The organism is Nitratireductor sp. XY-223 (assembly GCF_004959855.1).
Classification (GTDB): Bacteria; Pseudomonadota; Alphaproteobacteria; order Rhizobiales; family Rhizobiaceae; genus Hoeflea_A.
Map to the genome: position 1 here is coordinate 956,276 of NZ_SPNT01000001.1, position 26,303 is coordinate 982,578.

21 protein-coding genes are annotated in these 26,303 nt (G+C 61.9%); 15 read left to right on the forward strand and 6 right to left on the reverse strand.

The window, feature by feature from the left end:
- The first annotated feature begins 11 nt into the window (after positions 1–11).
- From nuoK to E4M07_RS04280, 8 genes are read left to right on the forward strand one after another with little or no spacing between them, the layout of a single operon-like run.
- Positions 12–320: an NADH-quinone oxidoreductase subunit NuoK gene (gene nuoK / locus E4M07_RS04245; RefSeq protein WP_136657022.1), complete on the forward strand. Its 309-nt coding sequence runs from the start codon at positions 12–14 to the stop codon at positions 318–320.
- Positions 321–327: 7 nt separating this feature from the next.
- The gene (gene nuoL, locus E4M07_RS04250) at positions 328–2,313 is read left to right on the forward strand and encodes an NADH-quinone oxidoreductase subunit L (protein ID WP_136657023.1); all 1,986 of its coding nucleotides are present in this window, start codon (positions 328–330) and stop codon (positions 2,311–2,313) included.
- Positions 2,313–3,821 (forward strand): NADH-quinone oxidoreductase subunit M, encoded by a 1,509-nt coding sequence (locus tag E4M07_RS04255; protein ID WP_136657024.1) that lies wholly within the window; start codon positions 2,313–2,315, stop codon positions 3,819–3,821. The genes nuoL and E4M07_RS04255 overlap by 1 nt, the downstream gene beginning before the upstream one ends.
- A 17-nt stretch (positions 3,822–3,838) precedes the next feature.
- Complete coding sequence (gene nuoN, locus E4M07_RS04260; protein ID WP_136657025.1) at positions 3,839–5,290, forward strand: NADH-quinone oxidoreductase subunit NuoN; 1,452 nt, start codon at positions 3,839–3,841, stop codon at positions 5,288–5,290.
- Positions 5,291–5,294: 4 nt separating this feature from the next.
- Positions 5,295–6,047 carry a biotin--[acetyl-CoA-carboxylase] ligase gene (locus tag E4M07_RS04265; RefSeq protein WP_136657026.1) on the forward strand — a complete coding sequence of 251 codons (753 nt, stop codon included), beginning with the start codon at positions 5,295–5,297 and terminating at the stop codon, positions 6,045–6,047.
- A 36-nt stretch (positions 6,048–6,083) separates the two neighbouring features.
- Positions 6,084–7,751: a ribonuclease J gene (locus tag E4M07_RS04270; RefSeq protein ID WP_136657027.1), complete on the forward strand. Its 1,668-nt coding sequence runs from the start codon at positions 6,084–6,086 to the stop codon at positions 7,749–7,751.
- A gap of 25 nt (positions 7,752–7,776) precedes the next feature.
- Positions 7,777–8,181 (forward strand): methylmalonyl-CoA epimerase, encoded by a 405-nt coding sequence (mce, locus tag E4M07_RS04275; protein WP_136657028.1) that lies wholly within the window; start codon positions 7,777–7,779, stop codon positions 8,179–8,181.
- Positions 8,182–8,198: 17 nt separating this feature from the next.
- Positions 8,199–8,474, forward strand: a complete 276-nt coding sequence (locus E4M07_RS04280) for a DUF1467 family protein (RefSeq protein ID WP_136657029.1) — start codon at positions 8,199–8,201, stop codon at positions 8,472–8,474.
- Positions 8,475–8,486: 12 nt separating this feature from the next.
- On the opposite strand, the gene E4M07_RS04285 is transcribed toward E4M07_RS04280, so the two are convergent.
- Complete coding sequence (locus E4M07_RS04285; protein WP_136657030.1) at positions 8,487–8,939, reverse strand: GNAT family N-acetyltransferase; 453 nt, start codon at positions 8,937–8,939, stop codon at positions 8,487–8,489.
- Positions 8,940–9,163: 224 nt separating this feature from the next.
- Between E4M07_RS04285 and E4M07_RS04290 the strand changes: the two genes are divergently transcribed.
- The 4 genes from E4M07_RS04290 (at position 9,164) to E4M07_RS04305 (ending at position 14,573) form a co-directional block, all read left to right on the forward strand.
- On the forward strand, positions 9,164–10,768 hold the full coding sequence (locus E4M07_RS04290) for an EAL domain-containing protein (protein ID WP_169054075.1): 1,605 nt from the start codon (positions 9,164–9,166) through the stop codon (positions 10,766–10,768).
- A 466-nt stretch (positions 10,769–11,234) separates the two neighbouring features.
- On the forward strand, positions 11,235–12,563 hold the full coding sequence (gene proS, locus E4M07_RS04295; protein WP_136657032.1) for a proline--tRNA ligase: 1,329 nt from the start codon (positions 11,235–11,237) through the stop codon (positions 12,561–12,563).
- A 9-nt stretch (positions 12,564–12,572) separates the two neighbouring features.
- Positions 12,573–13,883, forward strand: a complete 1,311-nt coding sequence (locus E4M07_RS04300; RefSeq protein ID WP_136657033.1) for a lipoprotein-releasing ABC transporter permease subunit — start codon at positions 12,573–12,575, stop codon at positions 13,881–13,883.
- A gap of 9 nt (positions 13,884–13,892) precedes the next feature.
- On the forward strand, positions 13,893–14,573 hold the full coding sequence (locus tag E4M07_RS04305; RefSeq protein WP_136657034.1) for an ABC transporter ATP-binding protein: 681 nt from the start codon (positions 13,893–13,895) through the stop codon (positions 14,571–14,573).
- Between the two features lie 494 nt (positions 14,574–15,067).
- On the opposite strand, the gene E4M07_RS04310 is transcribed toward E4M07_RS04305, so the two are convergent.
- Positions 15,068–16,411 carry an aminomethyltransferase family protein gene (locus E4M07_RS04310; protein WP_136657035.1) on the reverse strand — a complete coding sequence of 448 codons (1,344 nt, stop codon included), beginning with the start codon at positions 16,409–16,411 and terminating at the stop codon, positions 15,068–15,070.
- Between the two features lie 63 nt (positions 16,412–16,474).
- Between E4M07_RS04310 and E4M07_RS04315 the strand changes: the two genes are divergently transcribed.
- Positions 16,475–17,308: a LuxR family transcriptional regulator gene (locus E4M07_RS04315; RefSeq protein ID WP_136657036.1), complete on the forward strand. Its 834-nt coding sequence runs from the start codon at positions 16,475–16,477 to the stop codon at positions 17,306–17,308.
- Here E4M07_RS04315 and E4M07_RS04320 read toward each other — a convergent pair.
- From E4M07_RS04320 to E4M07_RS04330, 3 genes are read right to left on the reverse strand one after another with little or no spacing between them, the layout of a single operon-like run.
- Positions 17,274–18,578 carry a TRAP transporter large permease gene (locus E4M07_RS04320; protein ID WP_136657037.1) on the reverse strand — a complete coding sequence of 435 codons (1,305 nt, stop codon included), beginning with the start codon at positions 18,576–18,578 and terminating at the stop codon, positions 17,274–17,276. The genes E4M07_RS04315 and E4M07_RS04320 overlap by 35 nt on opposite strands.
- Positions 18,571–19,065 (reverse strand): TRAP transporter small permease, encoded by a 495-nt coding sequence (locus E4M07_RS04325; protein ID WP_136657038.1) that lies wholly within the window; start codon positions 19,063–19,065, stop codon positions 18,571–18,573. The genes E4M07_RS04320 and E4M07_RS04325 overlap by 8 nt, the downstream gene beginning before the upstream one ends.
- A 6-nt stretch (positions 19,066–19,071) precedes the next feature.
- Entirely contained in the window at positions 19,072–20,064 is a 993-nt protein-coding gene (locus tag E4M07_RS04330; RefSeq protein ID WP_136657039.1) for a TRAP transporter substrate-binding protein, read from the reverse strand.
- Positions 20,065–20,283: 219 nt separating this feature from the next.
- On the opposite strand from E4M07_RS04330, the gene E4M07_RS04335 reads away from it, so the two are divergent.
- A complete protein-coding gene (locus E4M07_RS04335) occupies positions 20,284–21,435 on the forward strand; it encodes a benzoate/H(+) symporter BenE family transporter (RefSeq protein ID WP_136657040.1) in 1,152 nt (383 codons plus the stop codon).
- Between the two features lie 26 nt (positions 21,436–21,461).
- Here the strand turns inward: E4M07_RS04335 and E4M07_RS04340 are convergent, their stop codons facing one another.
- On the reverse strand, positions 21,462–22,613 hold the full coding sequence (locus E4M07_RS04340; RefSeq protein ID WP_136657041.1) for a benzoate/H(+) symporter BenE family transporter: 1,152 nt from the start codon (positions 22,611–22,613) through the stop codon (positions 21,462–21,464).
- A 194-nt stretch (positions 22,614–22,807) separates the two neighbouring features.
- Here E4M07_RS04340 and dnaE point away from each other — a divergent pair, with 194 nt between their 5' ends.
- Entirely contained in the window at positions 22,808–26,302 is a 3,495-nt protein-coding gene (gene dnaE / locus E4M07_RS04345; RefSeq protein ID WP_136657042.1) for a DNA polymerase III subunit alpha, read from the forward strand.
- Position 26,303 lies beyond the last annotated feature (1 nt).

A 26,303-nucleotide genomic window follows, 5' to 3' on the forward strand; every position in this document is an offset into this window, starting at 1 on the left:
TAGGAACAGACATGGAAATCGAACTTTCCCATTATCTCACGGTTGCCGCCATCCTGTTCACGCTCGGTGTGTTCGGCATTTTCCTGAACCGCAAGAACGTCATCGTCATCCTGATGTCGATCGAACTGATCCTGCTCGCCGTCAATCTGAACTTCGTGGCGTTCTCCGAGCACCTCAACGATCTTGTCGGCCAGGTCTTTGCGCTGTTCGTGCTAACGGTCGCCGCGGCCGAGGCGGCCATCGGGCTTGCGATCCTCGTCGTCTTTTATCGCAACCGCGGTTCCATCGCGGTTGAAGACATCAACATGATGAAGGGCTGAGCGGACCATGTATCACGCAATTGTTTTCTTCCCGCTTTTGGGAGCAATCATTGCCGGGCTGTTCGGCCGCTCGATCGGGGCGCGGGCTTCGGAATATGTGACCTGCGGGCTGATGGTGATCGCGGCGTTCCTGTCGTGGATCTCGTTCTTCCAGGTGGCGCTGGGCCATGGCGATCTCATCCAGATCGAGGTGTTGCCGTGGATCGTCGCCGGAACGCTCAATATCGACTGGGCCTTCCGTATCGACACGCTGACGGCGGTGATGCTGGTGGTGGTCAACACGGTCTCGTCCCTGGTGCATATCTACTCGATCGGCTACATGCATCACGATCCGAGCCGGCCGCGCTTCTTCTCCTACCTGTCGCTGTTCACCTTCGCCATGCTGATGCTGGTGACGTCGGACAACCTGGTGCAGATGTTCTTCGGCTGGGAGGGCGTCGGCCTCGCGTCCTATCTGCTGATCGGCTTCTGGTTCAAGAAACCGTCCGCCAATGCGGCTGCCATCAAGGCCTTCATCGTCAACCGTGTCGGCGATTTCGGCTTCTCGCTGGGCATCTTCGGCCTGTTCGTGCTCTTCGGTTCGGTCTCGATGGATGTCATCTTCGCAGGCACAGCGGACTTCATGCCGGCCGCCGAGGCACGCAATTCGGATGCGCTCTTCGAGTTCTTCGGCATCGAGATGGACAAGGGCGATGCGCTGACCACGGTCTGCCTGCTCCTGTTCATGGGCGCGATGGGCAAGTCGGCCCAGTTCCTGCTGCACACCTGGCTGCCGGATGCGATGGAAGGCCCGACCCCGGTCTCGGCCCTGATCCATGCCGCGACGATGGTTACGGCCGGTGTCTTTCTCGTCGCCCGCATGTCGCCGATCTTCGAGCTGTCGACCGACGCCCTGACCGTTGTCACGATCGTCGGCGCGGTGACCGCGTTCTTCGCGGCGACCGTCGGACTGGTGCAGAACGACATCAAGCGCGTCATCGCCTATTCGACCTGCTCGCAGCTCGGCTACATGTTCGTCGCGCTCGGCGTCGGTGCATACGGCGCCGGCATCTTCCACCTGTTCACGCACGCCTTCTTCAAGGCGCTGCTATTCCTTGGCGCCGGATCGGTCATCCATGCCGTGTCGGACGAGCAGGACATGCGCCGCATGGGCGGGCTTCGCAAGCACATTCCCATAACCTACTGGCTGATGGTCATCGGAACCCTCGCGCTGACCGGTTTCGGCATTCCGTTCACGCCGATCGGCACCGCCGGGTTCATCTCCAAGGACGCGATCATCGAATCCTCCTTCGTGGGCCATAATCCGGCCGCCGGATTTGCTTTCGTGCTGCTGGTGATCGCCGCGACCTTTACCAGCTTCTATTCCTGGCGGCTGATCTTCATGACCTTCCACGGCAAGCCGCGCGCGTCGTCCGACGTCATGCACCACGTGCATGAATCGCCGCTGGTCATGCTTGCGCCGCTCTACATCCTCGCCGCCGGTGCGCTCTTCGCCGGCATGCTATTCGTCGGCGATTTCTTCGGTCACCACTATGAGGAATTCTGGAACGGGGCGCTGTTCACGCTGCCTGACAACCACATCGTGCATGAATTCCACAACGTGCCGGCCTGGGTGAAGCTGAGCCCGTTTGCCGCCATGGTCGTCGGCTTCCTGTTCGCATGGCAGTTCTACATACGCTCGCCGGAGACGCCGAAGGCGCTCGCCGCCCAGCACAACGGCCTCTACCAGTTCCTGCTCAACAAATGGTATTTCGACGAGCTTTACGACCTGATGTTCGTGCGTTCGTCGAAGTGGCTCGGCCATCTGCTGTGGACGAAGGGTGACGGCTGGCTGATTGACGGTTTCGGGCCTGACGGCATCGCGGCACGCGTGCATCAGATTACCAACCGGATTGTCCGGCTGCAGACCGGATATCTCTATCACTATGCCTTTGCGATGTTGATTGGTGTTGCCGCACTTGTCACCTGGATGATGCTCGGGAGTGCTGTGTAATGACCGACTGGCCGATCCTTTCCGTGGCCACATTTGTGCCGCTTGTCGGTGTGCTCCTGATATTGCTGATCCGCGATGACAGCGAGACGGGCCGCCGAAACATCCGGAATGTTTCGCTGATCGTCACGACGTTCAACTTCCTGTTTTCGCTGTTCATCTGGGCGAATTTCGACGACTCGAAAGTCGGCTTCCAGTTCGTCGAGCAGGCGCAATGGCTGGGCGAGGGCATCTCCTACCACATGGGGGTCGACGGCATCTCAGTGCTGTTCGTCGTGCTGACCGCCTTCCTCATGCCGCTATGCATCCTGGCAAGCTGGGAATCGGTGCAGCACCGCGTCAAGGACTACATGATCGCGTTCCTGATCCTGGAAACGCTGGTTATCGGCGCCTTCTGCGCGCTCGATATCGTCCTGTTCTACGTCTTCTTCGAGGGCGGGCTGATCCCGATGTACCTGATCATCGGGGTGTGGGGCGGCAAGCGGCGCATCTACGCGGCCTTCAAGTTCTTCCTCTATACGCTGGTCGGCTCGGTGCTGATGCTGCTGGCCATCATGGCGATGTACTGGAATGCAGGCACCACCTCGATCCCGGAAATGCTGGCGCATAATTTCCCTGCAAACATGCAGATATGGCTGTGGCTGGCCTTCTTCGCATCCTTTGCCGTCAAACTGCCGCTGTGGCCGGTCCATACATGGCTGCCGGATGCGCACGTCGAGGCGCCGACGGCCGGGTCCGTGGTGCTGGCGGGCATCCTGCTGAAACTCGGCGGCTACGGCTTCATCCGGTTCTCGTTGCCGATGTTCCCGATCGCCTCGGTCGAGCTTTGGCCGCTGATCTTCACGCTGTCGGTCGTCGCCATCATCTGGGCCTCGCTGGTCGCGCTGATGCAGGACGACGTCAAGAAGCTGATCGCCTATTCCTCGGTCGCCCATATGGGTTACGTGAAGATGGGGATCTTCTCGGCCAACGCACAGGGCGTCAACGGCGCGATTTTCCAGATGCTTTCGCACGGACTGGTCTCCGCCGCGCTGTTCCTTTGCGTCGGCGTGATTTACGACCGCATGCACACACGCGCAATCGCCGACTATGGCGGGCTGGTAAACAACATGCCGAAATACGCCGTGGTCTTCATGGTCTTTTCCATGGCCAATGTCGGCTTGCCGGGGACATCCGGCTTTGTCGGCGAGTTCCTCGTGCTGATCGGCGCTTTCCAGGTCAGCAGCTGGATCGCCATCCTGGCGACGCTCGGCGTGATCCTGTCGGCCGCCTACATGCTCTGGCTGTACCGGCGCGTGATCTTCGGTCCGCTTGAGAAAGAGAGCCTGAAGTCGCTGCTCGACCTGTCGCAGCGCGAGAAGATCATTCTCTACCCGCTGGCGGCGTTGATCATCTTCTTCGGCGTTTATCCGCTGCCGGTCTTTGACGTAACGACGGTGACGGTCGATGCGCTGATCAACAACTACAATATCGCGCTTGAGGCCGCCAACGGCCTGGCGCTCGCGGACTGACGAAGGACACTGGCCATATGACAGCTGAACTCCTCGTATCGAGCCTGCAGCTCTCCACTCCGGAACTCATCCTGGCCGTCGGGTCGATGGTGCTCCTGATGATCGGGGTCTTTTCCGGCCGGCAGTCCTCGACCCTGGTGACCGGGCTGGCGGTCGCCCTGCTGATCGCGGCCGGTGTGTGGATGGTTCTGATATCCGACCTGGGCGTCGCCTATGGCGGCTCGTTCGTTCAGGATCCCTTCGCGCGTTTCATGAAGGTCCTCACGCTGATCGGCTCGATCACCGCGATGGCGATGGCCGTCGGTCACGCGCAGGAAGAGCAGATCGACCGGTTCGAGTTTCCGGTGCTCATTGTCCTGGCGACGCTCGGCATGATGCTGATGATCTCCGCCGACGATCTCATCGCGCTGTATCTGGGCATCGAATTGCAGTCGCTGGCGCTCTACGTGGTGGCGGCGATCAATCGCGACAGCACCCGCTCGACGGAAGCGGGCCTCAAATATTTCGTCCTCGGCGCGCTGTCTTCGGGCATGCTGTTGTACGGCGCGTCGCTGATCTACGGCTTTACCGGGCACATCGGTTTCCCGGAAATCGCCGCCGCCGTAGCCGAGGGCGAGCGCTCGATCGGCGTCGTGTTCGGACTGGTGTTCCTGCTCGCCGGTATCGCCTTCAAGATCTCGGCGGTGCCGTTCCACATGTGGACCCCGGACGTCTACGAGGGCGCGCCGACGCCGGTCACGGCCTTTTTCGCCGCCGCGCCGAAGATCGCGGCGATGGCGATGCTGGTGCGTGTGGTGATCAGTGCGTTCGAGCCGGTGGCGCCCGACTGGCAGCAGATCATCGTCTTCGTGTCGATCGCGTCGATGGTGCTTGGTGCGTTCGCTGCCATCGGCCAGCGCAACATCAAGCGGCTGATGGCCTATTCCTCGATCGGCCATATGGGCTACGCCCTGGTGGGACTCGCGGCCGGCTCCCAGGTCGGGGTGCGCGGTGTCGTCATATACATGCTGATCTACATGATCACCACGCTCGGCACATTCGCCTGCATCCTGGCCATGCGGCGCAAGGAAGAGGGCAATGTCGAGCAGATCGATGATCTGTCCGGCCTTGCCTCCAGCAATCCGCTGATGGCGACGATCCTGACGATCTTCATGTTCTCGCTCGCCGGCATCCCGCCGCTTGCCGGCTTCTTCGCCAAGTATTTCGTATTCCTTGCGGCCATCGAATCCGGACTCTACGCGCTCGCGGTCATCGGTGTCCTGGCATCGGTAGTCGGTGCCTATTACTACCTGCGCATCGTCAAGATCATGTGGTTCGACGAGGCGGGCGTATCCTTCGTGCCGGTTGCCGGAGAATTGCGCGTCGTCATGGGCGTTTCTGGTCTGTTCGTGCTCGGCTATGTGCTGGTCGGCGGTCCGGTCGGCCGGGCAGCCGGCGTTGCGGCCCAGACCCTGTTCGTGGCAGGATGACTGGATGAGCAGCGCGGGTGGAGAATACAGGCACGAAGCACTGGGCGATTTGGATTCGACCAATCTGGAATGTCTGGAACGCGCCCGGCAGGGCGACAGGGGTAATCTCTGGATCACCGCCAATCGCCAGCTGAAGGGCCGCGGCCGGCGCGGCCGCGGCTGGGTGTCCGAGCCCGGCAATCTCTATGCTTCGCTGCTGTTGATCGATGTCGCGCCGCAGGAAGCGCTCGCCAGCCTGCCGCTTGCGGTCGGCGTCGCCGTTTACAAGGCGATTTCGCAAGTCCTGCCCCCCGGCGGAAACAAAGCCTCGATCAAGTGGCCCAACGACATCCTGGTCGGCGGCAAGAAGGTTGCCGGCATCCTGCTGGAGAGCGAGGCGCTGCCTGATGGCACGCAAGCCGTTGTTATTGGCTGCGGTGTCGACGTGGCACACGCGCCCGACGAGGTGATGTACCCCGTCACGACACTGCATGCCGCTGGGTCCGCGGTCTCGCCCGACGAGCTCTTTGCACGGCTCTTTCAGGCCATGCAGGAGGAACTGGCGCGCTGGGACCGGGGAAGAGGCATTGCCGCCGTGCGTGAGGCGTGGCTCGACGCGGCGGAAGGGATTGGCGGTCCCATCACGATAAACCTGCCCGACAGCACCTTGTCGGGAACCTTCAGGAACATCGATGCATCGGGCTGCCTCGTTCTCGTCGACGATGACAACAATATTCAAACCGTCGCCGCTGGCGATGTCTTCTTCGGGCGGCCCTGAGTTGGGCACGGCATTCCGACAACAGACCAAAGCATAATGGCTTCAAAGAACGAACTGGTATTCCTGCCGCTCGGCGGCGTTGGCGAGATAGGCATGAATCTCGCGCTTTACGGCTATGGCCCCAAGGGCCGGCGCGAATGGATCATGGTGGATTGCGGCGTCACATTCGCCGGCCCGGAACTGCCGGGCGTCGATCTGATCCTGCCGGACATCAGCTATATCGAGGACGAGAAGATCGACCTGAAGGCGATCATCATCACCCATGCGCATGAGGATCACTACGGCGCCGTCGCGGAGCTGTGGCCCTATCTCGGCGCGCCGGTTTACGTGACACCGTTCACTGCCGGCATGCTCGAGGCGAAACGCGCCTATGAGGGCGACATGAACGAGGTGCCGGTCACCATATACAGGGCGGGCGACACCTTCGAGGTCGGACCGTTCTCGATCGAGGCGGTGCCGGTCAACCATTCCATACCGGAGCCGGTTTCCCTTGTGATCTCTTCGCCGGCCGGGCGCGTGATCCACACCGGCGACTGGAAGATCGACGAGGCGCCCTCGCTCGAACCGCTGACCGATGAAAAACGGTTCCGTGAAATCGGCGACGAGGGTGTCCTTGCGCTCATCTGCGATTCGACCAACGCGCTGCGCGACGGCGTATCGCCCTCGGAGAAAGAGGTCAGCGAGAGCCTCGAGAACATCGTCAGCGCCGCCAGGGGCAGGGTGGCGATGACCACGTTTTCTTCCAATGTCGGGCGCATCCGGTCCGTCGCCGAAGCGGCAAGGGACGCGGGCAGGAAAGTACTCCTGCTCGGCAGTTCCATAAAGCGTGTCGTCGATGTTGCGACGGATCTCGGATACATGGAGGGCCTCCCACCCTTCATCGATGAAGACGAGTTCAACACGATCGACCGCGACAAGATCGTCATCATCCTGACCGGCAGCCAGGGCGAGAACCGTGCGGCGCTGGCCAAGATCGCGCGCGACGAAATGCGCAATGTGATGCTCAATGCCGGCGACACGGTCGTTTTCTCGTCGCGGACGATTCCGGGCAATGAAAAGGCGATCCTGGAAATCAAGAACGGTCTGATCGACCAGGGCGTCAACATTATTACCGACGACGAGGCCCTGGTGCACGTTTCCGGACACCCCCGGCGCAATGAACTCAAGCGCATGTACGAGTGGATCCGGCCCGAAATCCTGGTGCCGGTGCATGGCGAGGCGGCGCATCTGACCGGGCACGCGGCGTTTGCCCGCCAGTGCGGCATCAAGACGGTGCCGCATGTGCGCAATGGCGACCTGCTGCGTCTGGCGCCGGGGCCGGCGGAAGTGATCGACGCGGTGCCGCACGGCCGGATCTTCAAGGACGGAGACCTGATTGGCGGCTTCGACGAAATGGGAATTGGCGAAAGGCGCAAACTCTCGTATGTCGGCCACATCGCGGTCAATGTGCTGCTCAACGGCAAGCATGAACTGGTACGCGAGCCGGTGGTGCGGGCGCACGGCATACCGGAGGCCGACGAGGAAGGCGAGCTGCTCACGGACCGTTTGGAGGAAGCAGCGGCCAGCGCCGTGCAGAGCATCCCGCGCGTGCGGCGGCGCGACCTGGACGTCGTTCATGAATCGGTGCGCCGCGCCGTCAGGGCGGCGGCGCGCGACGTGTGGGGCAAGAAGCCGGTCATGACCGTGTTCGTCAATCGCGTCTGACCGGAACCAGAGGGAGCGGGCTGGAATGATTGGAAGGCTGAACCACGTCGCGATTGCGGTGCCTGATCTGGAGGCGGCGACGGCACAATACAGGGACACGTTGGGCGCTTCCGTTTCGCAACCCCAGGCGCTGGCCGAACACGGCGTGACCGTTGTCTTTGTGGAACTCGGCAACACCAAGGTCGAACTGCTGGAGCCGCTTGGGGAAAATTCGCCGATCGGGGCATTTCTCGAAAAGAACCCGTCCGGCGGCATGCATCACATCTGCTACGAGGTGGACGACATCATTGCGGCGCGCGAGCGGCTGAAGGCCGGCGGTGCGCGGGTGCTCGGCGACGGCGAACCGAAGATCGGGGCGCACGGCAAACCGGTGCTTTTTTTGCATCCCAAGGATTTCTGCGGCACCCTTGTGGAACTGGAACAGGTCTAACGGATCAAATCCCGCCAATGAGTTTGCTTACGGCCCTCGCAGTCTATTTCATCATCTGGTGGATCACACTGTTCGCGATCCTGCCGATCGGTGTTCGCACGCAAGCCGAGGAACAGGACGTCACACTGGGAACGACCGAGAGCGCACCGGTCAAATTGCAGATGCGAAAGAAGGTCCTGCTGACCAGCCTGGTGTCGGCTTTGATCTTCGGGGTCTATTTCGTGCTGACTGTGGCGTTCGGCCTGTCCGTCGACTCGATACCGCGCATCGTTCCGGACTTTTCCAACCGCTGATCCGGCCCGCCGTCAGCGGGAGATCCGCTTTTCAAAGAAAACCCGGTGGAACCCTTCCTGCAGGCCGCGTCCGGTCTCGCAATAGCCCAGCGACCGGTAGATGGACAGGTTCTCGGACATATGGATGTTCGTGTAGAGCTTGACCGAGCAGAATTTGCCCTTGCGGGCGTACTGTTCGACGAAGTCGATGAGCATACGCCCGAAACCCTTGCCGTGATGGACCGGGTCAACGGCGATGTTCTCCAGGAAGACACTGTCCCCGTCCTCATAAAAGGCGACGAAGCCGTACAGAACGTCGTCGTCCGCCAGAACAAACACCATGCCGTCGGCAATCTGCGCGGCGAAATCAGCAGTCATGGGCGCCGGTTCGCGGCCGATCCGCTCGACATATTTCTGATATGCCTTGCGTGCGCAGAGGGCGATCGAATTCTCATCGTCTTTTTCGGCGCGGCGGAGGGTGGTCATGCTGGCGGCTATCGGTCCGTTCAAATGGGATTTTTTTGAAACTAGCAGCTTATTCGCGGCAACCAAACGGATTCAGGAACTAGAAAGACATCCCTGTTACCTTGAATTGATTGCATTTTTACCAGAGCGGGCAGCCGGACTTGAAACAGAGGAAAAAGCTGTATTCGGTTTTGAGGATGCTGCGGAAGTCTGGGGACTCGCGCGGGCCGCGGACTTTTGCGGGCATGCGGTTGCACAAACTAAAGCCGCTGAAGTTGCTGGCGCTGATCATCATGGTACTGGCGAGCGCGGCTTTCTTTGCCTATACGACCAATTCCGTCGTTCAGTCCATTCACGCGGCGCAGAACCGGGCGCGTCTTCAGGAACTGGCCAATTCGACGCTCAATCGAGCGGAACTCGGGGCCGATTATGCGTTCATCGCACTGACGGAGCTGCTGGAACGTTCCGAAATCAGCTGCGGCAAGAGTTCATTGGAGATGTTCCGGACGCAGGTACACCAACGGTCGATCGTCAAGGATATCCGCATGCTGGACGCGCAAGGGGTTACCCGCTGCGCGGCGTTTCCGGAAGTCCTCGGAGGCGCGGATGTCCGCGTCGACCTCAACACCATGAGAGCCTCCCGCAACGAGCAGATCAAGCTACTGCCGCTGCAATTGCATGGACAGATGGCGCTCGGTGTCGCCTGGATCCTGAACCGGGATACCATATTGCTTGCCACGGTCAGCACCGGGACGCTGGTTTACGACGTGCTGCCGCGGGCGCTCAGGTCCGGCAACGAAGTTCGCGTTGTTCTGAGAGAAGGACCCTCGATCGCATCCCACGCCGGCGTGGTTCACGGCTCGGTCGGGAGTTCGGGCGATGGCGCCCAAATGCTGAAATTCCAGGCCAAATCGGCGCGTTATCCGCTTCGGGCCGAAATCCGGATATCCGATCATCTCGCGATGCAGTGGAACAACCATATCGGCGCGGCTTATCCGTTGACCGGCGGCGTTTTCGGATTCCTGTTCGGCCTGCTTGCCATACGCGCGGTTTCGCAGCCCCGGGGCATTGCCGCCGAAATCGACGACGCCCTCAAGGAATGCCAGTTCAAGGCCTATGCGCAGCCCATATTCGATCTGAAAAGCGGCGCCGTTACAGGATGTGAGATCCTGGCGCGCAGATTGCTGAAAGACGGAACAGTCATTCCGCCCAGCGAGTTTGTTCCGCTGGCGGAGCAGACCGGCAAAATCGCACCGATCACCTGGCAGGTGATGGATGACGCGCTGAACGGACTGCGTACCTTCCTCAGGCAGAACAAGCACTTCACGGCAGCGTTCAACGTCGGCGCGCAGCAATTGATGCAGCCCGACTTCATTTCGGACCTGCGCAGCCATGTGCGCGAAGCACGCCTCGGGTCCCGGCAGATCACAATCGAGGTGACGGAGCGGCAACAGTTCAACGACATGGATGTGGCCGCCGCAATCATCGCTCGCGTGAAGGACCACGGGTTCCACATTGCAATCGATGACGCGGGAACCGGCCACAGCGGGCTCAGCCACATACAGAAACTCGGCGCCGATATCATCAAGATCGACCGCTTCTTCGTCGACCAGGTGGTGCACGATCCGAGCGCCCGCTCGCTCATCAAGATGCTGGTGCGCCTGGCCGGCGACCTGCGCATGACGACGGTGGCGGAAGGCATCGAGACCGAAGAGCAATTGGAGGCGCTCACGCAATTGGGTGTCGACAAGGGGCAGGGATTCCTCGTTTCCAAGCCGCTGCCGCTCAGGACCTTTGTGGGATTTGTCGAGAAACTGTCGCAGTCCAATCAACGCCGCGCCGCGGCCTGAGAATACCGCGAAGAAACAGTGACGCTGCCGCAGTCACACAAATCCCGCGCACGCTCAGAATGAATTTTGATAAAGCAAAAAAAAACAAGGCATAAAGCCTTGTATGGTAAGTATCGCGTTGATCGTTTAACCGGTGTTACTCGGCGGCTGCAGGTCAACCCGCGCCTTAGATCCATCCTCCCAAGACTTTGACCGCGAAACGGACAGTGATCGATTGCCCCTGCCTCATTGGTGGTGGAAACTAGCCCATTGTTTGCTCGATGTCACCCGAAAAGTGACATTTTTATCGCTGTCGAGAATTTTTTTTAAGCGAAGCGTAATCTGACCATAGACCGTTGCAATAAGCGGACATGCCAATGGGGCGTTCGGCTTCCCTTCCAACCGCCAAGCCGCTAATACAACTGTCGTTTTATAGCTGTATCGCCTGATTCCTGAATCGGGCGACAAATCCCGACCGGACACGAAGATGCGCCTTTCCCGCTATTTCCTACCCATTCTCAAAGAAAACCCCAAAGAGGCGGAGATCGTCTCACACCGGCTGATGCTGCGCGCAGGAATGATCCGCCAGCAGGCCGCCGGTATTTACTCGTGGCTGCCGCTCGGCAAGCGGGTGCTGGAGAAGGTCAACACGATCATCCGCGAGGAGCAGGACCGCACCGGTGCCATCGAGATCCTGATGCCGACGATCCAGTCCGCCGAACTGTGGCAGGAAAGCGGGCGGTATGACGACTACGGCCGCGAGATGCTGCGCATCACGGACCGTCAGGACCGGCCCATGCTCTACGGACCCACGAACGAGGAGATGGTCACCGACATTTTCCGCAGTTATGTCCGCTCCTACAAGGACCTGCCGCTCAACCTCTATCACATCCAGCTGAAGTTCCGGGACGAGATCCGGCCGCGCTTCGGCACCATGCGTTCGCGCGAATTCCTGATGAAGGATGCCTATTCCTTCGATATCGACCAGGAAGGGGCCCGTCGTGCCTACAACAAGATGTTCGTTGCTTACCTGCGAACCTTTTCGCGCATGGGACTGTCGGCGGTTCCCATGCGCGCCGATACGGGCCCGATCGGCGGCGACCTCAGTCACGAGTTCATCATCCTCGCGGACACCGGCGAATCCGAAGTTTTCTGCCACCGCGACTACCTGGGCTTCGAGATTCCCGACGAGACGACCGATTTCGAGGATGCCGGCGCGCTGCAGGCGATCGTCGACAAATGGACGTCGCTTTATGCCGCCACGTCCGACATGCATGACGCGGAAGCATTTGCCGCCGTCGCCGATGACGCTAAGCTGTCGGCGCGGGGAATCGAGGTCGGCCATATCTTCTACTTCGGAACCAAATATTCCGAGCCCATGGGCGCGAAGGTGATGGGACCGGACGGCAAGGAGCATCTCGTGCATATGGGATCGTACGGCATCGGACCGACACGCCTGGTTCCCGCGATCATTGAGGCCTCCCACGATGATAACGGCATTGTCTGGCCGAAGAGCGTCGCGCCGTTCGATGTCAGCATCATCAACATGAAGGTCGGCGATGACGCGTGCGACGGCGCCAGCGAGAAGCTCTATCGCGAGCTGGGCGCGGCGGGGCTGGACGTGCTTTATGACGACCGGGACGAGCGGGCGGGTGCCAAGTTCGCCACGGCGGACCTGATCGGAATTCCGCAACAGATCGTGGTCGGGCCGCGGTCGATCGCGGGCGGTGAAGTCGAGATCAAGGACCGAAAGACCGGTGAACGGGAAAATGTCACGCTTGAGGCAGCCGTCAATCGGCTGGTTTCGGAAACTTAAGGAGTGGCGATGAGCGGCGACATCGCAGAGGCGACCAGGACTTCCAAGGGCAACGGCCGGCCGTTCGCCGGCGCGTTCTGCGCCTACGAGCGTATGATCGCCTGGCGTTACCTGCGCTCGCGGCGCAAGGAGGCCTTCATCTCCGTGATCGCCGGCTTCTCCTTTCTCGGGATCATGCTCGGCGTGGCGACGCTGATCATCGTCATGGCGGTGATGAACGGGTTCCGGGGCGAACTGATCGATCGCATCCTGGGTGTCAACGGTCACATACTGGTGCAGCCCATCGACGAGCCGTTCGATGACTACGATGCGCTCGCGGGCCGGCTTGCCGATGTCCCGGGCGTTCGCGCGGCAATCCCGATGATCGACGGGCAGGCGCTTGTCTCGGGATACCGGGACGTCGGCACCGGCGCGCTGGTGCGCGGCATCCGCGCCGATGACCTGACCAGCCTCGGCGGGGTTGCCGACAACATCCTGAGCGGCGACCTTGTCGGCTTCGCATCGGGCGAGGGACTTCTGGTCGGCTCACGGCTGGCATCCAATCTGGGGCTTGGCGTCGGCGATACGATCAAGCTGATATCGCCGGAGGGCGATGTGACGCCGCTTGGCGTGACGCCGCGGATCAAATCCTACCCGGTGTCCGGCATCTTCGAAATCGGCATGTCGGAATATGACGGGTCGATGGTCTTCATGCCGCTGGAGGAGGCCCAGCTCTATTTCAATTCCGACGGGCTGGTACAGGCGATCGAACTCTTTATCGACGATCCGGATACGGTGGACGCGGTGCGGCCGCTGCTCGAGACGGCGGCCGGCCGGCAGGTCTACATCTCCGACTGGCGGCAGCAGAACCGGACATTCTTCTCGGCGCTCGAAGTCGAGCGCAACGTCATGTTCATGATCCTGACCCTGATCGTCCTGGTGGCCGCGCTCAACATCATTTCCGGCCTGATCATGCTGGTCAAGGACAAGGGACACGACATCGCCATCCTCAGAACCATGGGCGCCACGTCCGGCGCGATCCTTCGCATTTTCTTCATGACCGGTGCCGCCATCGGCGTAACCGGCACGATTGCCGGATTCCTGCTCGGCGTCATCGTCTGCTGGAACATCGAATCCATCCGCCAGTTCTTCTCCTGGCTGTCGGGAACGACGCTGTTCGATCCCGAGCTCTATTTCCTCAGCCAGCTTCCGGCCGACATGAATGCCGGAGAGACGGTCGCAGTGCTGCTGATGGCCATCGGCCTTTCGTTCCTTGCAACGCTGTTTCCGGCCTGGCGGGCGTCGCGGCTCGATCCGGTCGACGCGCTGCGCTACGAGTAGGGCGATCCGATGGCTGACACGGTTCTTCAGATCGACGGCGTGCGCAAGCATTACCAGCAGGGCGACAACATCATTTCGATCCTCGAAGGCGCCGAATTCGCGTTGCGCAAGGGCGAGACTGTCGCACTCGTCGCGCCCTCGGGCGCCGGAAAATCAACGCTGCTTCATGTCGCCGGCCTGCTGGAACATCCCGATGGCGGCGAGGTCTTCGTGAACGGCAAGGCGTCGAGCGGGCTGAGCGACGACGCGCGCACCGCCATGCGCAGATCCGATATCGGCTTCGTCTACCAGTTCCACCACCTGCTGCCGGAATTCACGGCGCTCGAGAATGTCATGATGCCGCAGATGATCGCCGGCCTAACGCAAAAGGCCGCTTCCGAACGGGCGCACCAGTTGCTGGACTACATGCGCATCGGACACCGGGCCGAGCACCGTCCGGCTGAACTGTCGGGCGGTGAACAGCAGAGGGTGGCGATCGCACGGTCGGTGTCGAATGCGCCGCTTGTCCTCCTGGCCGACGAGCCGACCGGAAATCTCGATCCGGGAACCGCCGGCTATGTCTTCGAGGCGCTCGAGGCGCTGGTGCGTCAGTCCGGTCTCTCGGCCCTTATTGCAACCCACAACCACGATATCGCCTCGCTGATGGACCGGCGGGTGACGCTCGAAGAGGGCAGGGTGGTCGAGTACTGAGCGTTCAGACGAAGAACCCTCCGCAAACAGCAAAATCACGACGGTTTCCGGTTGCATTTGCAAGCCGCCGGTTAACGCCGCAGCCGGTCGGTCGTGGCGACTTAAGGCTTCCTTAAGCACAATAGGCTATTCGCTTGACATGAGAACAAGAAAGGAACAAACTACAAACATAGACGGAATAAGGAGGAACATATGTTCGACTTTGCAAAAGACTGTGCCGCGTTCGCCTCCATGCTCATGTTTGTGACAAGCCTTACACTGGTGGTGATGGCACTGTAATTGCCGGGGCGGCATCAGGCCGTCCGGCTGAAGCCTGACCACTTTGTTCAGGCCTCAATTTCTTCCGAAACTGAAAGCTCAAAGTTCCAGGAATCGTGCTGATCTCCGGCCTGGTTTCACGCGTTCTTGCTTCGCTGCTTTTCATCGCGCCCGGTCGTCGTGCGCGGGTCAGGAAGCGCGGGCCAAATCGAGGGGATGCGACCGGCCGATGCCGGTCAGTCCCGCTTGACCGGGCGGGCGTCGACGGTCACCCGGATCTCCTTCTGCACATGGCGCTCGACGGTGGGTTTGGCCGAGCCGCCGTCCGGTTCGCCCCAGATCAGTGTCAGTTCGCGACCGTCTGTCGCCAGATCCGATTCGATCGCCGCCAGCGAGAACCAGCTGTTCAGGTGGACGGTGTAGACCGGGTAATAGGATACGCCGACCTGGCGACCATCGAGCAGTACCTTGTCCTGCGGCGATGTCGTGTAATTAGCCATCGGCATTTCCATGAACTTGTAGCGCTCGCCGCCGCCCAGCGTACTGGCGAAGACATTGACCACGTCGCTGTCGTTCCAGACCAGCCGGACCTTGCGGCGTTGCGGTGCCTGCGCCATCTCCTCCAAAGCCCGGCGGCCGATGAAGTCGTGGTCGAATTTGATCATGAAGCCGTAGCCGAGCTCGTAGGGCGTCTGGTAGAGCGCCTCGATCCGTCCTGTCTTGTTGCTGCCGCCGACCGACATCGATCCCTCGAAGCCGTTGGCCGGCAGCCATTCGCGGTAGGCCCGCATGGCGTCACCGCTGTAGATCGCCGGAACGACAGACCCGGCCCAGCCGGACTCCACCGCGGTGACGGGATAGATGCGCGATCCGATGGGCTGCAGTCCGAATTCCGCGCCGGCCTCCATGATGAGGTCCTTCACCGCCTGTCCGTCTTCTGACGGTCCCCAGAACTCCAGCCCGGGCGCGCCCGACATACGGTGGTTCAGCGCGGTGACTTCGTGCGGGCCGACCCTGAATTTTCCCATCTTGAAGAACCCGATCTCCGGCAGCGGGCCGCCATTGACGATCTCGAATATCCGGTCGGCGTTCGGTCCCTGGACCTGGAAACGGAAGCGGCGGCGGGCCGCCAGGTCCGGCGACGGCGGGTCGAAATGTTCAAGCCGGACGTCGTAACGGCCGGTCTCTGCATGGAACGCCACCCAATTGGCAACCGCCGGCTTGCCGACGATGCTGACCCGGTTTTCCTCCTCGCAGAACAGGATGGCGTCGCCGATATAGTGGCCGTCAGGGTTGCACACGACATATTGCTTGGCCTGCATCGCGCCGAATCCGGTGAAGCTGTTGATGCCGAGGTACGAAAGCAGCGGGTAGAGGTCCGGCCCCGCGAAGGTGACGTCGCACATGTGGTAGGACATGTCCTGAAAAATCGCCGCGTGGCGCCAGGCCCGCTGCTCGTCCTGCCAGTTGCTGAATTCCGGCTGAAGGGGAAAACCGAACGGCCTGCCACGGGCGTTGTACATCATGTCGAAAACGTCACCGTGGGCGTCGATCTTTTGTTGCAGCGACTGCTGTTTCATGTCCGTCTCCTCCTGGAACGCGGACTATTATGGGAACGGCAAAACGGCTAATCTGTCATCCGCATGACGGACAAAACGGACCCCAATATCGTGACACTCGGCGACCAGGCGAAGCTTATAGCCTCGGTGTCCACGGACGATTTCGGAAAGGCGCTTCTGGACTATGTCTCGACGGCGGCGGTCATCCGCAATTTCGGCACGTTCTACTTCGCGGACCTGCGCGACCCGCGCCCGGTGCTGTCGGTGTGGTCCGGCAAAATCAGCGACTACTGGTTCCGCAACAATGCGGCGGATATTCTGAGTTCGCCGCAATTCCAGGCGGAGATCCGCCAGCGGATCGCCCTGGCGCCGGCCGACGGCGTCCATTTCGAGCTTTGGCGGCCGCCGGAAGATGATTTCCGTCACGAGATGTACAGGCGCGTGGGAATGCTGGAGCGCATTGCCGTTGCTTCCAGGCGCGGCAGGTCCGGATATCAGAGCTTTTTCCTGCGCAGTGCCGCCGACGGATCGCTGCAGCCGCAGGAGATCGAGCGGCTGCGCGATGTATTGCCGGTCGCCCACGAACTGATCGGCCTGCGCCACAGGATCGTCGGGTCCGAAGCGTTCCAGTTCACATCCGGGCTCAGCGTTTCCAGCCTGCGCGAACGCGGCGTGCAGGCGTTTGAGATATTGTCGCGCAGGGAATCGGAGATCTGCGACTGCATCGTGCGCGGGCTGACGGTGGAGGGCACCGCCATCGAACTCGGCATTGCAGGCAGTTCCGTGCGCACCCTGCGCCAGCGCGCCTACCGCAAGCTCGGCATCAACTCGGCCGGCGAACTAATGGCACTGATCATCAACGACCGGACTAACCTGCGGGCCGTCAGCGGAACATCGAGTCAGGCAAGAACAGGCTGAGTTGCGGAAAGGCGACGAGCAGCGCCAGGCCGACAACCATGGCCACCCAGAACGGCATGACGCCGATGAATATCTCGCTCATGGGAGTCCGTTCGGCGACGGTCTTCACGACAAACACGTTCAGCCCGACCGGCGGCGTGATCAGGCCCATTTCAACGACAACGACGATCAGCACGCCGAACCAGACGAGATCGAAGCCGTATCCGGCCACGATGGGCAGGAACACGGGCACCGTTATGACCAGCATCGAAAAGGCCTCCAGAAACGTCCCGAGCAGGATGTAGCACGCCAGGATGAGCAGCAGTGTCGTGTACGGTCCGAAACCCGCCTCCACCAGCAGGTTCAATAGGTCGGACGGCAGGTGGGTGAGTGCCAGGAAGGGGCCGAGCACGCTGGCGCCGATTGCGATCAGGAATACTGCCGCCGTCGTCCTGACGCTGTCGAGCAGCGCCGGCCCGAAGGTCCGCAACGTCAGCCGGCCCATGGCGAAGGCGATAACGGTGATCAGGAAGGCGCCGACGCCGGCCGCTTCGGTCGGTGTAAATACCCCGAGATAGATGCCGCCGATCGACACGCAGACAACGAAGACCAGCGGCAGGGCACCGCCGAGGGTGCGCCAGCGCTCCGACCAGGGTATGGCGAGCGCACGCGGGGCGATCTCCGGATTGAGCCGCACATTCAGGCTGATGGTGGCGACGAACAGCAGGGTCAGGAGCAGCCCGGGCACGATCCCCGCCATGAAAAGGCGTCCGATGCTGGCCTCGGTGAGCAGCGCGTAGATTACAAAGCCGGCGGAAGGCGGGATGAGGATGCCCAGGGTCCCGCCGGCCGCCACGGCACCGGTCGCGAGCCGCGGCGAATAGCCGACCCGGTCCATTTCCGGCAGCGCCACCCGGCCCATGGTCAGCGCCGTCGCGACGGACGAGCCGGACACTGCGGAAAAGCCGGCGCAGCCCACGACTGCCGCCGAGGCCATGCCGCCGCGAAGCCCGCCGATCCAGGCAAAGGCAGCGTCGAAAAGGCTGCGGCTCATACCCGACACCGATGCGATGTTTCCCATCAGCACAAACAGCGGCACGATGACCAACAGGTAGTTGGCGCTCAGGGCTTGAGCGGTGGATGCCATCGTCGCGGTTCCCGCCGGCATCCCGTTGAGCACCGAAATGCCGCCGAAACCAACGGCGAGCAGGCTCAGGCCAACGGGCATTCTCAGGGCAAGCAGCCCAACCAGCACAATCATGCCGAGGATGCCGGCGCCGGTCTCAGTCATCGGCGCGTCCCAGAAGCGAGCACAACGTTTGCCACAGGAGTATCGCGGCAAACAGCGCCATCGACACACAGATGGCGCCGTAGAGCGTCCATAACGGAAACTCCAGGAAGATCGTGCCGTCGCCATAGGCCCAGGCATCGACCGCCTTGCGCCAGGCGCGCCGGCTGAGGAAGGCCAACGTGACGATACCGACCGCGCCGGTTATCAGATCGCCGAGGCGGCGGCCGGCGGTTCCGAGGGCGCTACTGAGAAGATCAACCCGGATATGGGCCCGTTCGACCGTGCAGAAGGGGATCGCAAGCATGATCAGGAAGGACAGCATGATCTCGATCATTTCGTTGCTGCCGCCGATCGGCCGGCCGGCGAGATAGCGCAAGCCCGTATCGGCAACGGTAAGCAACATGATCGCAAGCAGCAGGCCGCAGGCGCACTGCGCCAGACGCAGCGATACGGCGCGCATGATCCGGTCGATGGTTTCGAACGGCAAGCGGTTCTACCCGCCGCGCATTTTCGCCAGGACCTGACGGGCCGGCAGCCCCTCGCTCTCGAGTTTCGACATCGCCTCTTCCAGAACCACGGCCGCGGCTTCGTTGAAGGGAGCGGCGGCCTCCGCGGTCAGTTGGATTTCACTGCGGCCGTCGGTGCCAAGAAATGCCTTGATCGAACCGAGTGTGATGCGGTTGCCGACCTCACTGGCCTGCGCAGCCAGCATCTCGCCGGACACCGAGTCCAGTGCCGATTTCTGGGCATCGGACATGCCGCGATATGTATCGCGGTTCATCACCAGCGTGAACACTGCAGGCAGGCTGTCGAACCCGGTTATCATGTAGCGGGAGACTTCGGTCAGCTTGAACCCGGCGGCACCAGAGGCATTGATCAGCACAGCGTCGACGACACCGGTCTGCATGGCCGTGTAGACCTCGGTCACCGGCATGAAAATCGGCGTGGCACCCCAGGCTTCGATCAGCCTGCCGGCTTCCTTTGAGCCGGCGCGGATTTTCAGACCCTTGACGTCGTCGATCGATTGCACCGGATTATCACGGGTAAAGAGTACGGCCGGCGGCATTGCCCAGGTGGCGAGCAGTTTGACCCGTTTGTACTCGTCGGCAAACAGATCCTGCGCCCGGTTCATCGCTTCTGTCGCCTTCATCGGTTGCTGAATGGCGCCCGGCTGCTCGGCAATCAGCGACAGCGGGAACGGATTGCCCGGTGTATAGGCCTGCACGACGAAGGCGACGTCGGCCACTCCATCGATCGCCCGGCTGTATTGTTCCAGCGGCCCCTGGCCGAGCTCTCCGGCCGGAAAGATCCGCACGGTGACCTCGCCACCGGTGGCCTCGCTGACCTTGTCGCCCCACCACTCGAATATCATTCCGTGGAAGGGATGTTGAGGCGACATGAAATGTGAAAGCTTGATCTCGGTTGCCTGGGCGGACGCCGCAAGAATGACGGCACCCGCCAGCACGGCTGCAAAAAGACTGCGCATGCGCTCCTCCCTTGTTGCTTCAAGGATCGCAGCAAACGTATGGAATTTCTGTCATATGAACGTATGACATAGGCGGTGTTCAGCCCATAGCGGCAGCACGCCTTTGTTCGACTGCCGGGCGCATACCGCACCATCGGCGCGCCGCCGCGGCCGATTGCGGAACGAACTGGTGTCCCAGGTGAATTGCCGGTAGCCTCGGGCTGTTTCAGAAGGGATTCGATGCGTCCGTCCATTGTGATATCGGCGCTGGTGGCCCTGGTCATCAGTTTCACCAGTTCAATCGCGATTGTCCTCGCCGCGGCTGCCGCCGTCGGAGCCAATGCGGAACAGACCGCGTCCTGGGTGGCATCGTTGTTCCTTGCGAAAGCTGCCATAACGCTGGTGCTGAGCGTGCGCTACCGCGCGCCCGTTATCGCCGCGGGTTCAACCACCGGCGCCGCGGTGATAGCCGCGACAAGCGGGGAGACTATCGCCACGGCGGTCGGGGCGTTTTTCGTCGCCGCCATTTTGACGATCCTGACATCCGCCATTCGGCAACTCGGCACGCTGGTCGAACGCATACCGAGTGCCATTGCCTCGGCGATGCTCGCGGGGATTCTGTTCACTTTCGTTGTCGCCGTGTTCGAGGACATCAGGGCGGCGCCCGAATTGGTCGTGCCGCTGGTTGTGCTGTTCGCGGTTGTCCGCGTTTTCTCGCCGATCTGGGCCGTCCTCGCCGTTCTCGTCGGCGGCATCGGCCTGGCCTATTTCCTTGGTATGACGCAGCCGGTCGGTCAGCTGCATGTGTCGTGGCTTGTCTGGATCGCACCGAAGTTCGAACTCAACGCGGTCATCGGTCTCGGCCTGCCGCTTTATCTCGTGACCATGACGTCTCAGAACCTGCCGGGGTTTGCCGCCCTGAAAGCCTCCGGCTACGAATTGCCGTGGCGGCCGGTCCTTTCGGTGACGGGACTTGTTTCGCTTGTGACCGCCGGGTTCGGCGCGCATGCATCCAACCTTGCGGCAATCACGGCATCGGTCTGCTCCGGTCCGGATGCCCATCCGGACAAGGACAAGCGCTGGATGTGCGGTCCGTTCTATGCCGGCGGAAACGTCATCCTCGCGCTCTTCGGCGCGTCGCTCGTCACGCTGTTTCACAGTTTTCCGAAGGCGCTCATTATCAGCGTTGCAGGGCTTGCCCTGGTCAGCGCCCTTGCCACGTCGCTCAGCCGCAGCATGGTCGCGACGGACGGTCACTTCGCTGCGGTCGTCACCTTCGCCGTCACCGCTTCGGGATTGTCGGTGTTCGGCATCGGCTCCGCCTTCTGGGGCCTGGTGGCCGGCCTTTTCGTGCTTGGCCTCGAACGGCTTGCGCGAATGCGTTCGCAATGAGCCGCCAGGAACGATGCGGTGTCGTCCTATGTGCGATAATGCCGGTAGAGCTGATCGAGGCCGTAGATGAACAAACCCGCGGCCAATCCCCAAAAGGCGGAGCCGATGCCGAACGCGGATAGACCCGAGGCGGTGACGGCAAACGTTCCGACGGCGACGAAACGGTCCTCGTTCTCGGCCAGGCTGTTGCCGAGCGCGTTGGCCAGCGCGCCGATCAGCGCGATGCTGGCCACGGTGGCAATCAACGCTTTCGGAAAACTGTTGAAGAGCGCCACGAGCGACGCGCCGAAGGCGGCGATGACAACATAGCCGCCGGCATAGAACGGACCGCACAGCCAGCGTTTGTCCTTGTCCGGATGGGCGTCGGGACCGGTGCAGATCGAGGCCGTGATCGCGGCAAGGTTGGTGGCATGGGCTGCGAACCCGGCCGATGCCAGGGAAGCAAGTCCGGTGACCGTCAGCACGGGGCGTGACGGCGGCGCGTAGCCGGAAGCCTTGAGGACCGCAAAGCCCGGCAGGTTCTGCGATGCCATGGTGACCAGGTAGAGGGGCAGGCCGAGGCCGATCATCGGTTCGATGTCGAATTTCGGCGTGACCCACACAAGATGCGATATCCGCAGGCCCTCAACCGACCCGGCGAGGCCGAGGATGTAGGTCAGGGCAATGCCGCTCGCCAAAACCGCCAGCACCGCCCAGATCGGTGAAAACAGGCGGATGCAAACAAACAGGACGAGAAGCGGCAGCACCAGTTCGGGCGCCGATTTCAGATGATCGAACACTCCCAGGACGAAGCTGAACAGAACGCCGGCCAGCATGGCGGAGGCAACGGAACCGGGGATGCGCTCGATCATCGCCGCGATCGGTTTGAAGATGGCGGTCAGCAGTGTCAGAACGGCGGCGAAGAAAAACGCGCCGACGGCGGTTTCGATCGTTTCGCCCGATGACTGCGCGATGAGGGCTGCGCCCGGTGTCGACCATGCGGCGACGATCGGCATGCGGTAGCGAAAGCTCAATATCGCGGTTGTCGCGGCGGTGGCCAGGCAAATGGACGCGATCCAGGAGGAGGTCTGCGCCGCATCGGCGCCGACCGCCTCGGCGGCCGCAAGGACGATGGCAACGGAACTGCCGAACCCGACAAGCACGGCGACGAGCGCCGATATGACAACAGAAGCGCGCATGGATTCCCCCGATTAGAGATTGCGAAGCTAGCGCCATTCCAAATCGGGTGCCAGCGATAATCCGGGAGGCGGCGATCGGGGGATTATCATTCCGTCCGAATCGGGACATTACTGTGTGGATTCCACTACAGGACCGCATGCGGACAAGGGCCCGATGCTCTACAATCGGGCAGCCGCGAAGCAGGGATGATGACATGACCGAGGAAACAACGAGGACCGCGAGCGAACAACCGGCAGGCCCCGGATTTGTTCATCTGCGCGTGCACTCGGCCTATTCGCTGCTGGAAGGCGCATTGCCACTCAAGAAGATCATCGCCATGGCCGCCGCCGACGGACAGCCGGCCATCGGGATCGCAGATACCAACAATCTGTTCGGCGCTCTGGAATTCTCGGTCAAGGCCGTGGAAGAGGGACTGCAGCCGATCCTGGGGTGCCAGCTCGACATCGACATGCAGGACGGCGGCAACGAGGGACGCCAGGGCCATCGCGAACACGTCGCGGAACGGCCGTCCGTCGTGCTCATCGCCATGAATGAGGACGGGTACCGGCGGCTGGTCGAACTGGTAAGCCGGGCCTATCTCGACGGGTCCGGTGCGGACCGGGCGCATATCTGCTTCTCCTGGCTCGCTGATGGCGGCGCGCAGGACCTGATCTGCCTTTCCGGCGGTTCCGGCGGACCGGTCGACGAGGCCGTCTCGCAGGATCAGCGGCATCTTGCGGAAACGCGGATCGACCGGTTCATGGAGGTGTTCGGCGACCGATTCTACATCGAGCTGCAGCGGCAAGCGGGTTTCGATCGCGCGCACGAAAACCACATGCTCGAGCTTGCCTATGAGAAAGCGGTGCCGATTGTCGCGACAAACGAGGCGTTCTTTCCCGCACCGGCGGATTTCGATGCCCACGACGCGCTGATGGCGGTGGCCCACAACGCGATGGTTTCCGACGACAGCCGATTCCAGCTCACGCCCGATCATTATCTGAAGAGCCGTGCCGACATGTGCACGCTGTTCGAGGATCTGCCGGAGGCGCTGGACAATACCGTCGAGATCGCCAGGCGTTGCTCGTTCCTGCTGAACACGCGCGCGCCGATCCTGCCGCGCTTTACCGGCGGGTCCGGCGATGCCGAGGAAGCCGAGCGCGCCGAGGCCGCGGAATTACGGCGGCAGGCGGAGGAGGGACTGGACCAGCGCCTCAAAGACCTCGGCTTTGCCGAGGGGTTCTCGGAGGAGGACTACCGCGAACGCCTCGACGTGGAACTCGGTATCATCGAGCGCATGCGCTTTCCCGGCTACTTCCTGATCGTTGCCGACTTCATCAAATGGGCCAAGGCGCACGACATTCCGGTGGGACCGGGCCGCGGATCCGGCGCCGGATCGCTGGTGGCCTACGCGCTGACGGTGACGGATGTCGATCCGCTACGCTTTTCGCTGCTATTCGAGCGCTTTCTCAACCCGGAACGCGTGTCGATGCCCGATTTCGATATCGATTTCTGCCAGGACAGGCGCGACGAAGTCATCCGCTACGTCCAGGAGAAATACGGTCGCCAGCAGGTCGCGCAGATCATTACCTTCGGTTCGCTGCAGGCGCGCGCTGCGCTGCGCGATGTGGGCCGCGTTCTCGAGATGCCTTACGGGCAGGTGGACCGGATCTGCAAGCTCGTACCCAACAATCCGGCCAATCCGACACCACTCTACAAGGCCATCGAGGAAGAACCGAAACTGCGCGAGGAGGCGGAAAAGGAGCCGGTGGTCGGACGGCTCCTCGATATCGCCCAGAAGATCGAGGGTCTCTACCGGCACGCCTCGACCCATGCAGCAGGTATCGTCATCGGCGACCGGCCGCTGTCGCAACTGGTGCCGATGTACCGCGATCCGCGCTCGGACATGCCGGTCACGCAGTTCAACATGAAATGGGTCGAGCAGGCCGGCCTCGTCAAATTCGATTTCCTCGGCCTCAAGACGCTGACCGTTCTGAAGACGGCGGTCGATTTCATCGCCGAGCAGGGCGTTGAGGTCAATCTGAACGCGCTGCCGCTGGACGACGATGAAACCTACGCGATGCTAGCGCGGGGCGAGACTGTGGGCGTGTTCCAGGTGGAAAGCGCCGGCATGCGCAAGGCACTCATCGGTATGCGACCGGACCGCATCGAGGACATCATTGCCCTGGTGGCGCTGTACCGCCCGGGGCCGATGGAGAACATCCCGGTCTACAATGCCCGCAAGCACGGCGAGGAGGAGGTGGCCTCCATCCACCCGAAGATCGACTATCTGCTGGAAGAGACGCAGGGCGTCATCGTCTACCAGGAGCAGGTCATGCAGATCGCCCAGGTGCTGTCCGGCTATTCTCTCGGCGAAGCCGACATGCTGCGCCGCGCCATGGGCAAGAAAATCAAGGAGGAGATGGACAAGCAGCGCAGCCGCTTCGTCAGCGGCGCGGTGGAGGGCGGCGTTACCAAGCCGCAGGCCGACCTGATCTTCGATCTCCTGGCCAAGTTCGCCAATTACGGCTTCAACAAGTCGCATGCCGCGGCCTACGGCATCGTTTCCTATCAGACCGCCTATCTGAAGGCGCACCACCCGGTCGCGTTCCTCGCAGCTTCGATGACGCTCGACATGTCCAACACGGACAAGATCAACGATTTCCGTCAGGACGCCGCCCGGCTCGGCATCGAGGTCGTGCCGCCATCCGTGCAGACCTCACATCGGATCTTCAAGACCCGGGAGAACCGGATCCACTATTCGCTCGCCGCGATCAAGGGCGTCGGCGAGGCGGCTGTCGACCATATCGTGGAGGTGCGGGGCGACAGACCGTTCGAGAGCATCGAGGATTTCTTCCTGCGCGTCGATCCGAAGCTGATCAACCGGCGGGTGCTGGAGCATCTCATCTGTGCCGGCGCCTTCGACTGTTTCGGCCGAGACCGGGCGGAGTTGGTCAACGGCATCGACCGGCTGCTCGGCTTTTGCCAGACGGCTGCCAGCGACCGCGACACCGGGCAGGGCGCCCTGTTCGGCGCCGGCGCCGGGACCGGTCCGGAAGTGATTCAACTGGACGGCGTAACGCCTTGGGTTCCTTCGGAAAAACTCCATCGGGAATACCAGTCGCTCGGCTTCTATCTTTCGGCCCATCCGCTCGACACCTACGGTGAGCTTCTTGAAAAGATGCGGGTCCAGACCTTCGCGGAATTCTCCAATGCAGTCCGGCAGGGTGCCACCGCCGGCCGGCTGGCCGGGACGGTGACGTCGAGGCAGGAGCGCAAGACCCGCACGGGCAACAAGATGGGGATCATCGTCTTTTCCGATTCGTCCGGCCAATACGAAGGGGTCCTGTTTTCAGAGGGTCTTGCGCAGTACCGCGATCTCCTGGAGCCGGGCAAGTCCCTGGTGATCACGGTCGACGCCGAGGAGCGGCCGGAGGGCATCAGCCTGCGCATTCAGACTGTCCAGTCGCTGGAGGAGCGGGCCGTGCAGACGCAAAAGGCGCTGCGCATCTTCGTGCGCGACAGTTCGCCGATCGCCCAGATCGCCGGCCATCTCAATGCCAGCGGCGACGGGCTGGTCTCCTTTGTGGTCATCAAGGAGGACGGCCGCAAGGAGATCGAGGTGGAACTTCCGAAGCGCTACCGGATATCGCCGCAGATTGCATCGGCGCTGAAAACGGCCAAGGGTATCGTCGACGTCGAACTCGTTTAGG

What these genes read in the sequence shown, in the direction of transcription:
- nuoK (WP_136657022.1), top strand. Translation starts at nt 12, where the DNA reads ATGGAAATCGAACTTTCCCATTATCTCACGGTTGCCGCCATCCTGTTC.
- nuoL (WP_136657023.1), top strand. Translation starts at nt 328, where the DNA reads ATGTATCACGCAATTGTTTTCTTCCCGCTTTTGGGAGCAATCATTGCC.
- E4M07_RS04255 (WP_136657024.1), top strand. Translation starts at nt 2,313, where the DNA reads ATGACCGACTGGCCGATCCTTTCCGTGGCCACATTTGTGCCGCTTGTC.
- nuoN (WP_136657025.1), top strand. Translation starts at nt 3,839, where the DNA reads ATGACAGCTGAACTCCTCGTATCGAGCCTGCAGCTCTCCACTCCGGAA.
- E4M07_RS04265 (WP_136657026.1), top strand. Translation starts at nt 5,295, where the DNA reads ATGAGCAGCGCGGGTGGAGAATACAGGCACGAAGCACTGGGCGATTTG.
- E4M07_RS04270 (WP_136657027.1), top strand. Translation starts at nt 6,084, where the DNA reads ATGGCTTCAAAGAACGAACTGGTATTCCTGCCGCTCGGCGGCGTTGGC.
- mce (WP_136657028.1), top strand. Translation starts at nt 7,777, where the DNA reads ATGATTGGAAGGCTGAACCACGTCGCGATTGCGGTGCCTGATCTGGAG.
- E4M07_RS04280 (WP_136657029.1), top strand. Translation starts at nt 8,199, where the DNA reads ATGAGTTTGCTTACGGCCCTCGCAGTCTATTTCATCATCTGGTGGATC.
- E4M07_RS04285 (WP_136657030.1), bottom strand. Translation starts at nt 8,939, where the DNA reads ATGACCACCCTCCGCCGCGCCGAAAAAGACGATGAGAATTCGATCGCC.
- E4M07_RS04290 (WP_169054075.1), top strand. Translation starts at nt 9,164, where the DNA reads ATGCGGTTGCACAAACTAAAGCCGCTGAAGTTGCTGGCGCTGATCATC.
- proS (WP_136657032.1), top strand. Translation starts at nt 11,235, where the DNA reads ATGCGCCTTTCCCGCTATTTCCTACCCATTCTCAAAGAAAACCCCAAA.
- E4M07_RS04300 (WP_136657033.1), top strand. Translation starts at nt 12,573, where the DNA reads ATGAGCGGCGACATCGCAGAGGCGACCAGGACTTCCAAGGGCAACGGC.
- E4M07_RS04305 (WP_136657034.1), top strand. Translation starts at nt 13,893, where the DNA reads ATGGCTGACACGGTTCTTCAGATCGACGGCGTGCGCAAGCATTACCAG.
- E4M07_RS04310 (WP_136657035.1), bottom strand. Translation starts at nt 16,411, where the DNA reads ATGAAACAGCAGTCGCTGCAACAAAAGATCGACGCCCACGGTGACGTT.
- E4M07_RS04315 (WP_136657036.1), top strand. Translation starts at nt 16,475, where the DNA reads ATGACGGACAAAACGGACCCCAATATCGTGACACTCGGCGACCAGGCG.
- E4M07_RS04320 (WP_136657037.1), bottom strand. Translation starts at nt 18,578, where the DNA reads ATGACTGAGACCGGCGCCGGCATCCTCGGCATGATTGTGCTGGTTGGG.
- E4M07_RS04330 (WP_136657039.1), bottom strand. Translation starts at nt 20,064, where the DNA reads ATGCGCAGTCTTTTTGCAGCCGTGCTGGCGGGTGCCGTCATTCTTGCG.
- E4M07_RS04335 (WP_136657040.1), top strand. Translation starts at nt 20,284, where the DNA reads ATGCGTCCGTCCATTGTGATATCGGCGCTGGTGGCCCTGGTCATCAGT.
- E4M07_RS04340 (WP_136657041.1), bottom strand. Translation starts at nt 22,613, where the DNA reads ATGCGCGCTTCTGTTGTCATATCGGCGCTCGTCGCCGTGCTTGTCGGG.
- dnaE (WP_136657042.1), top strand. Translation starts at nt 22,808, where the DNA reads ATGACCGAGGAAACAACGAGGACCGCGAGCGAACAACCGGCAGGCCCC.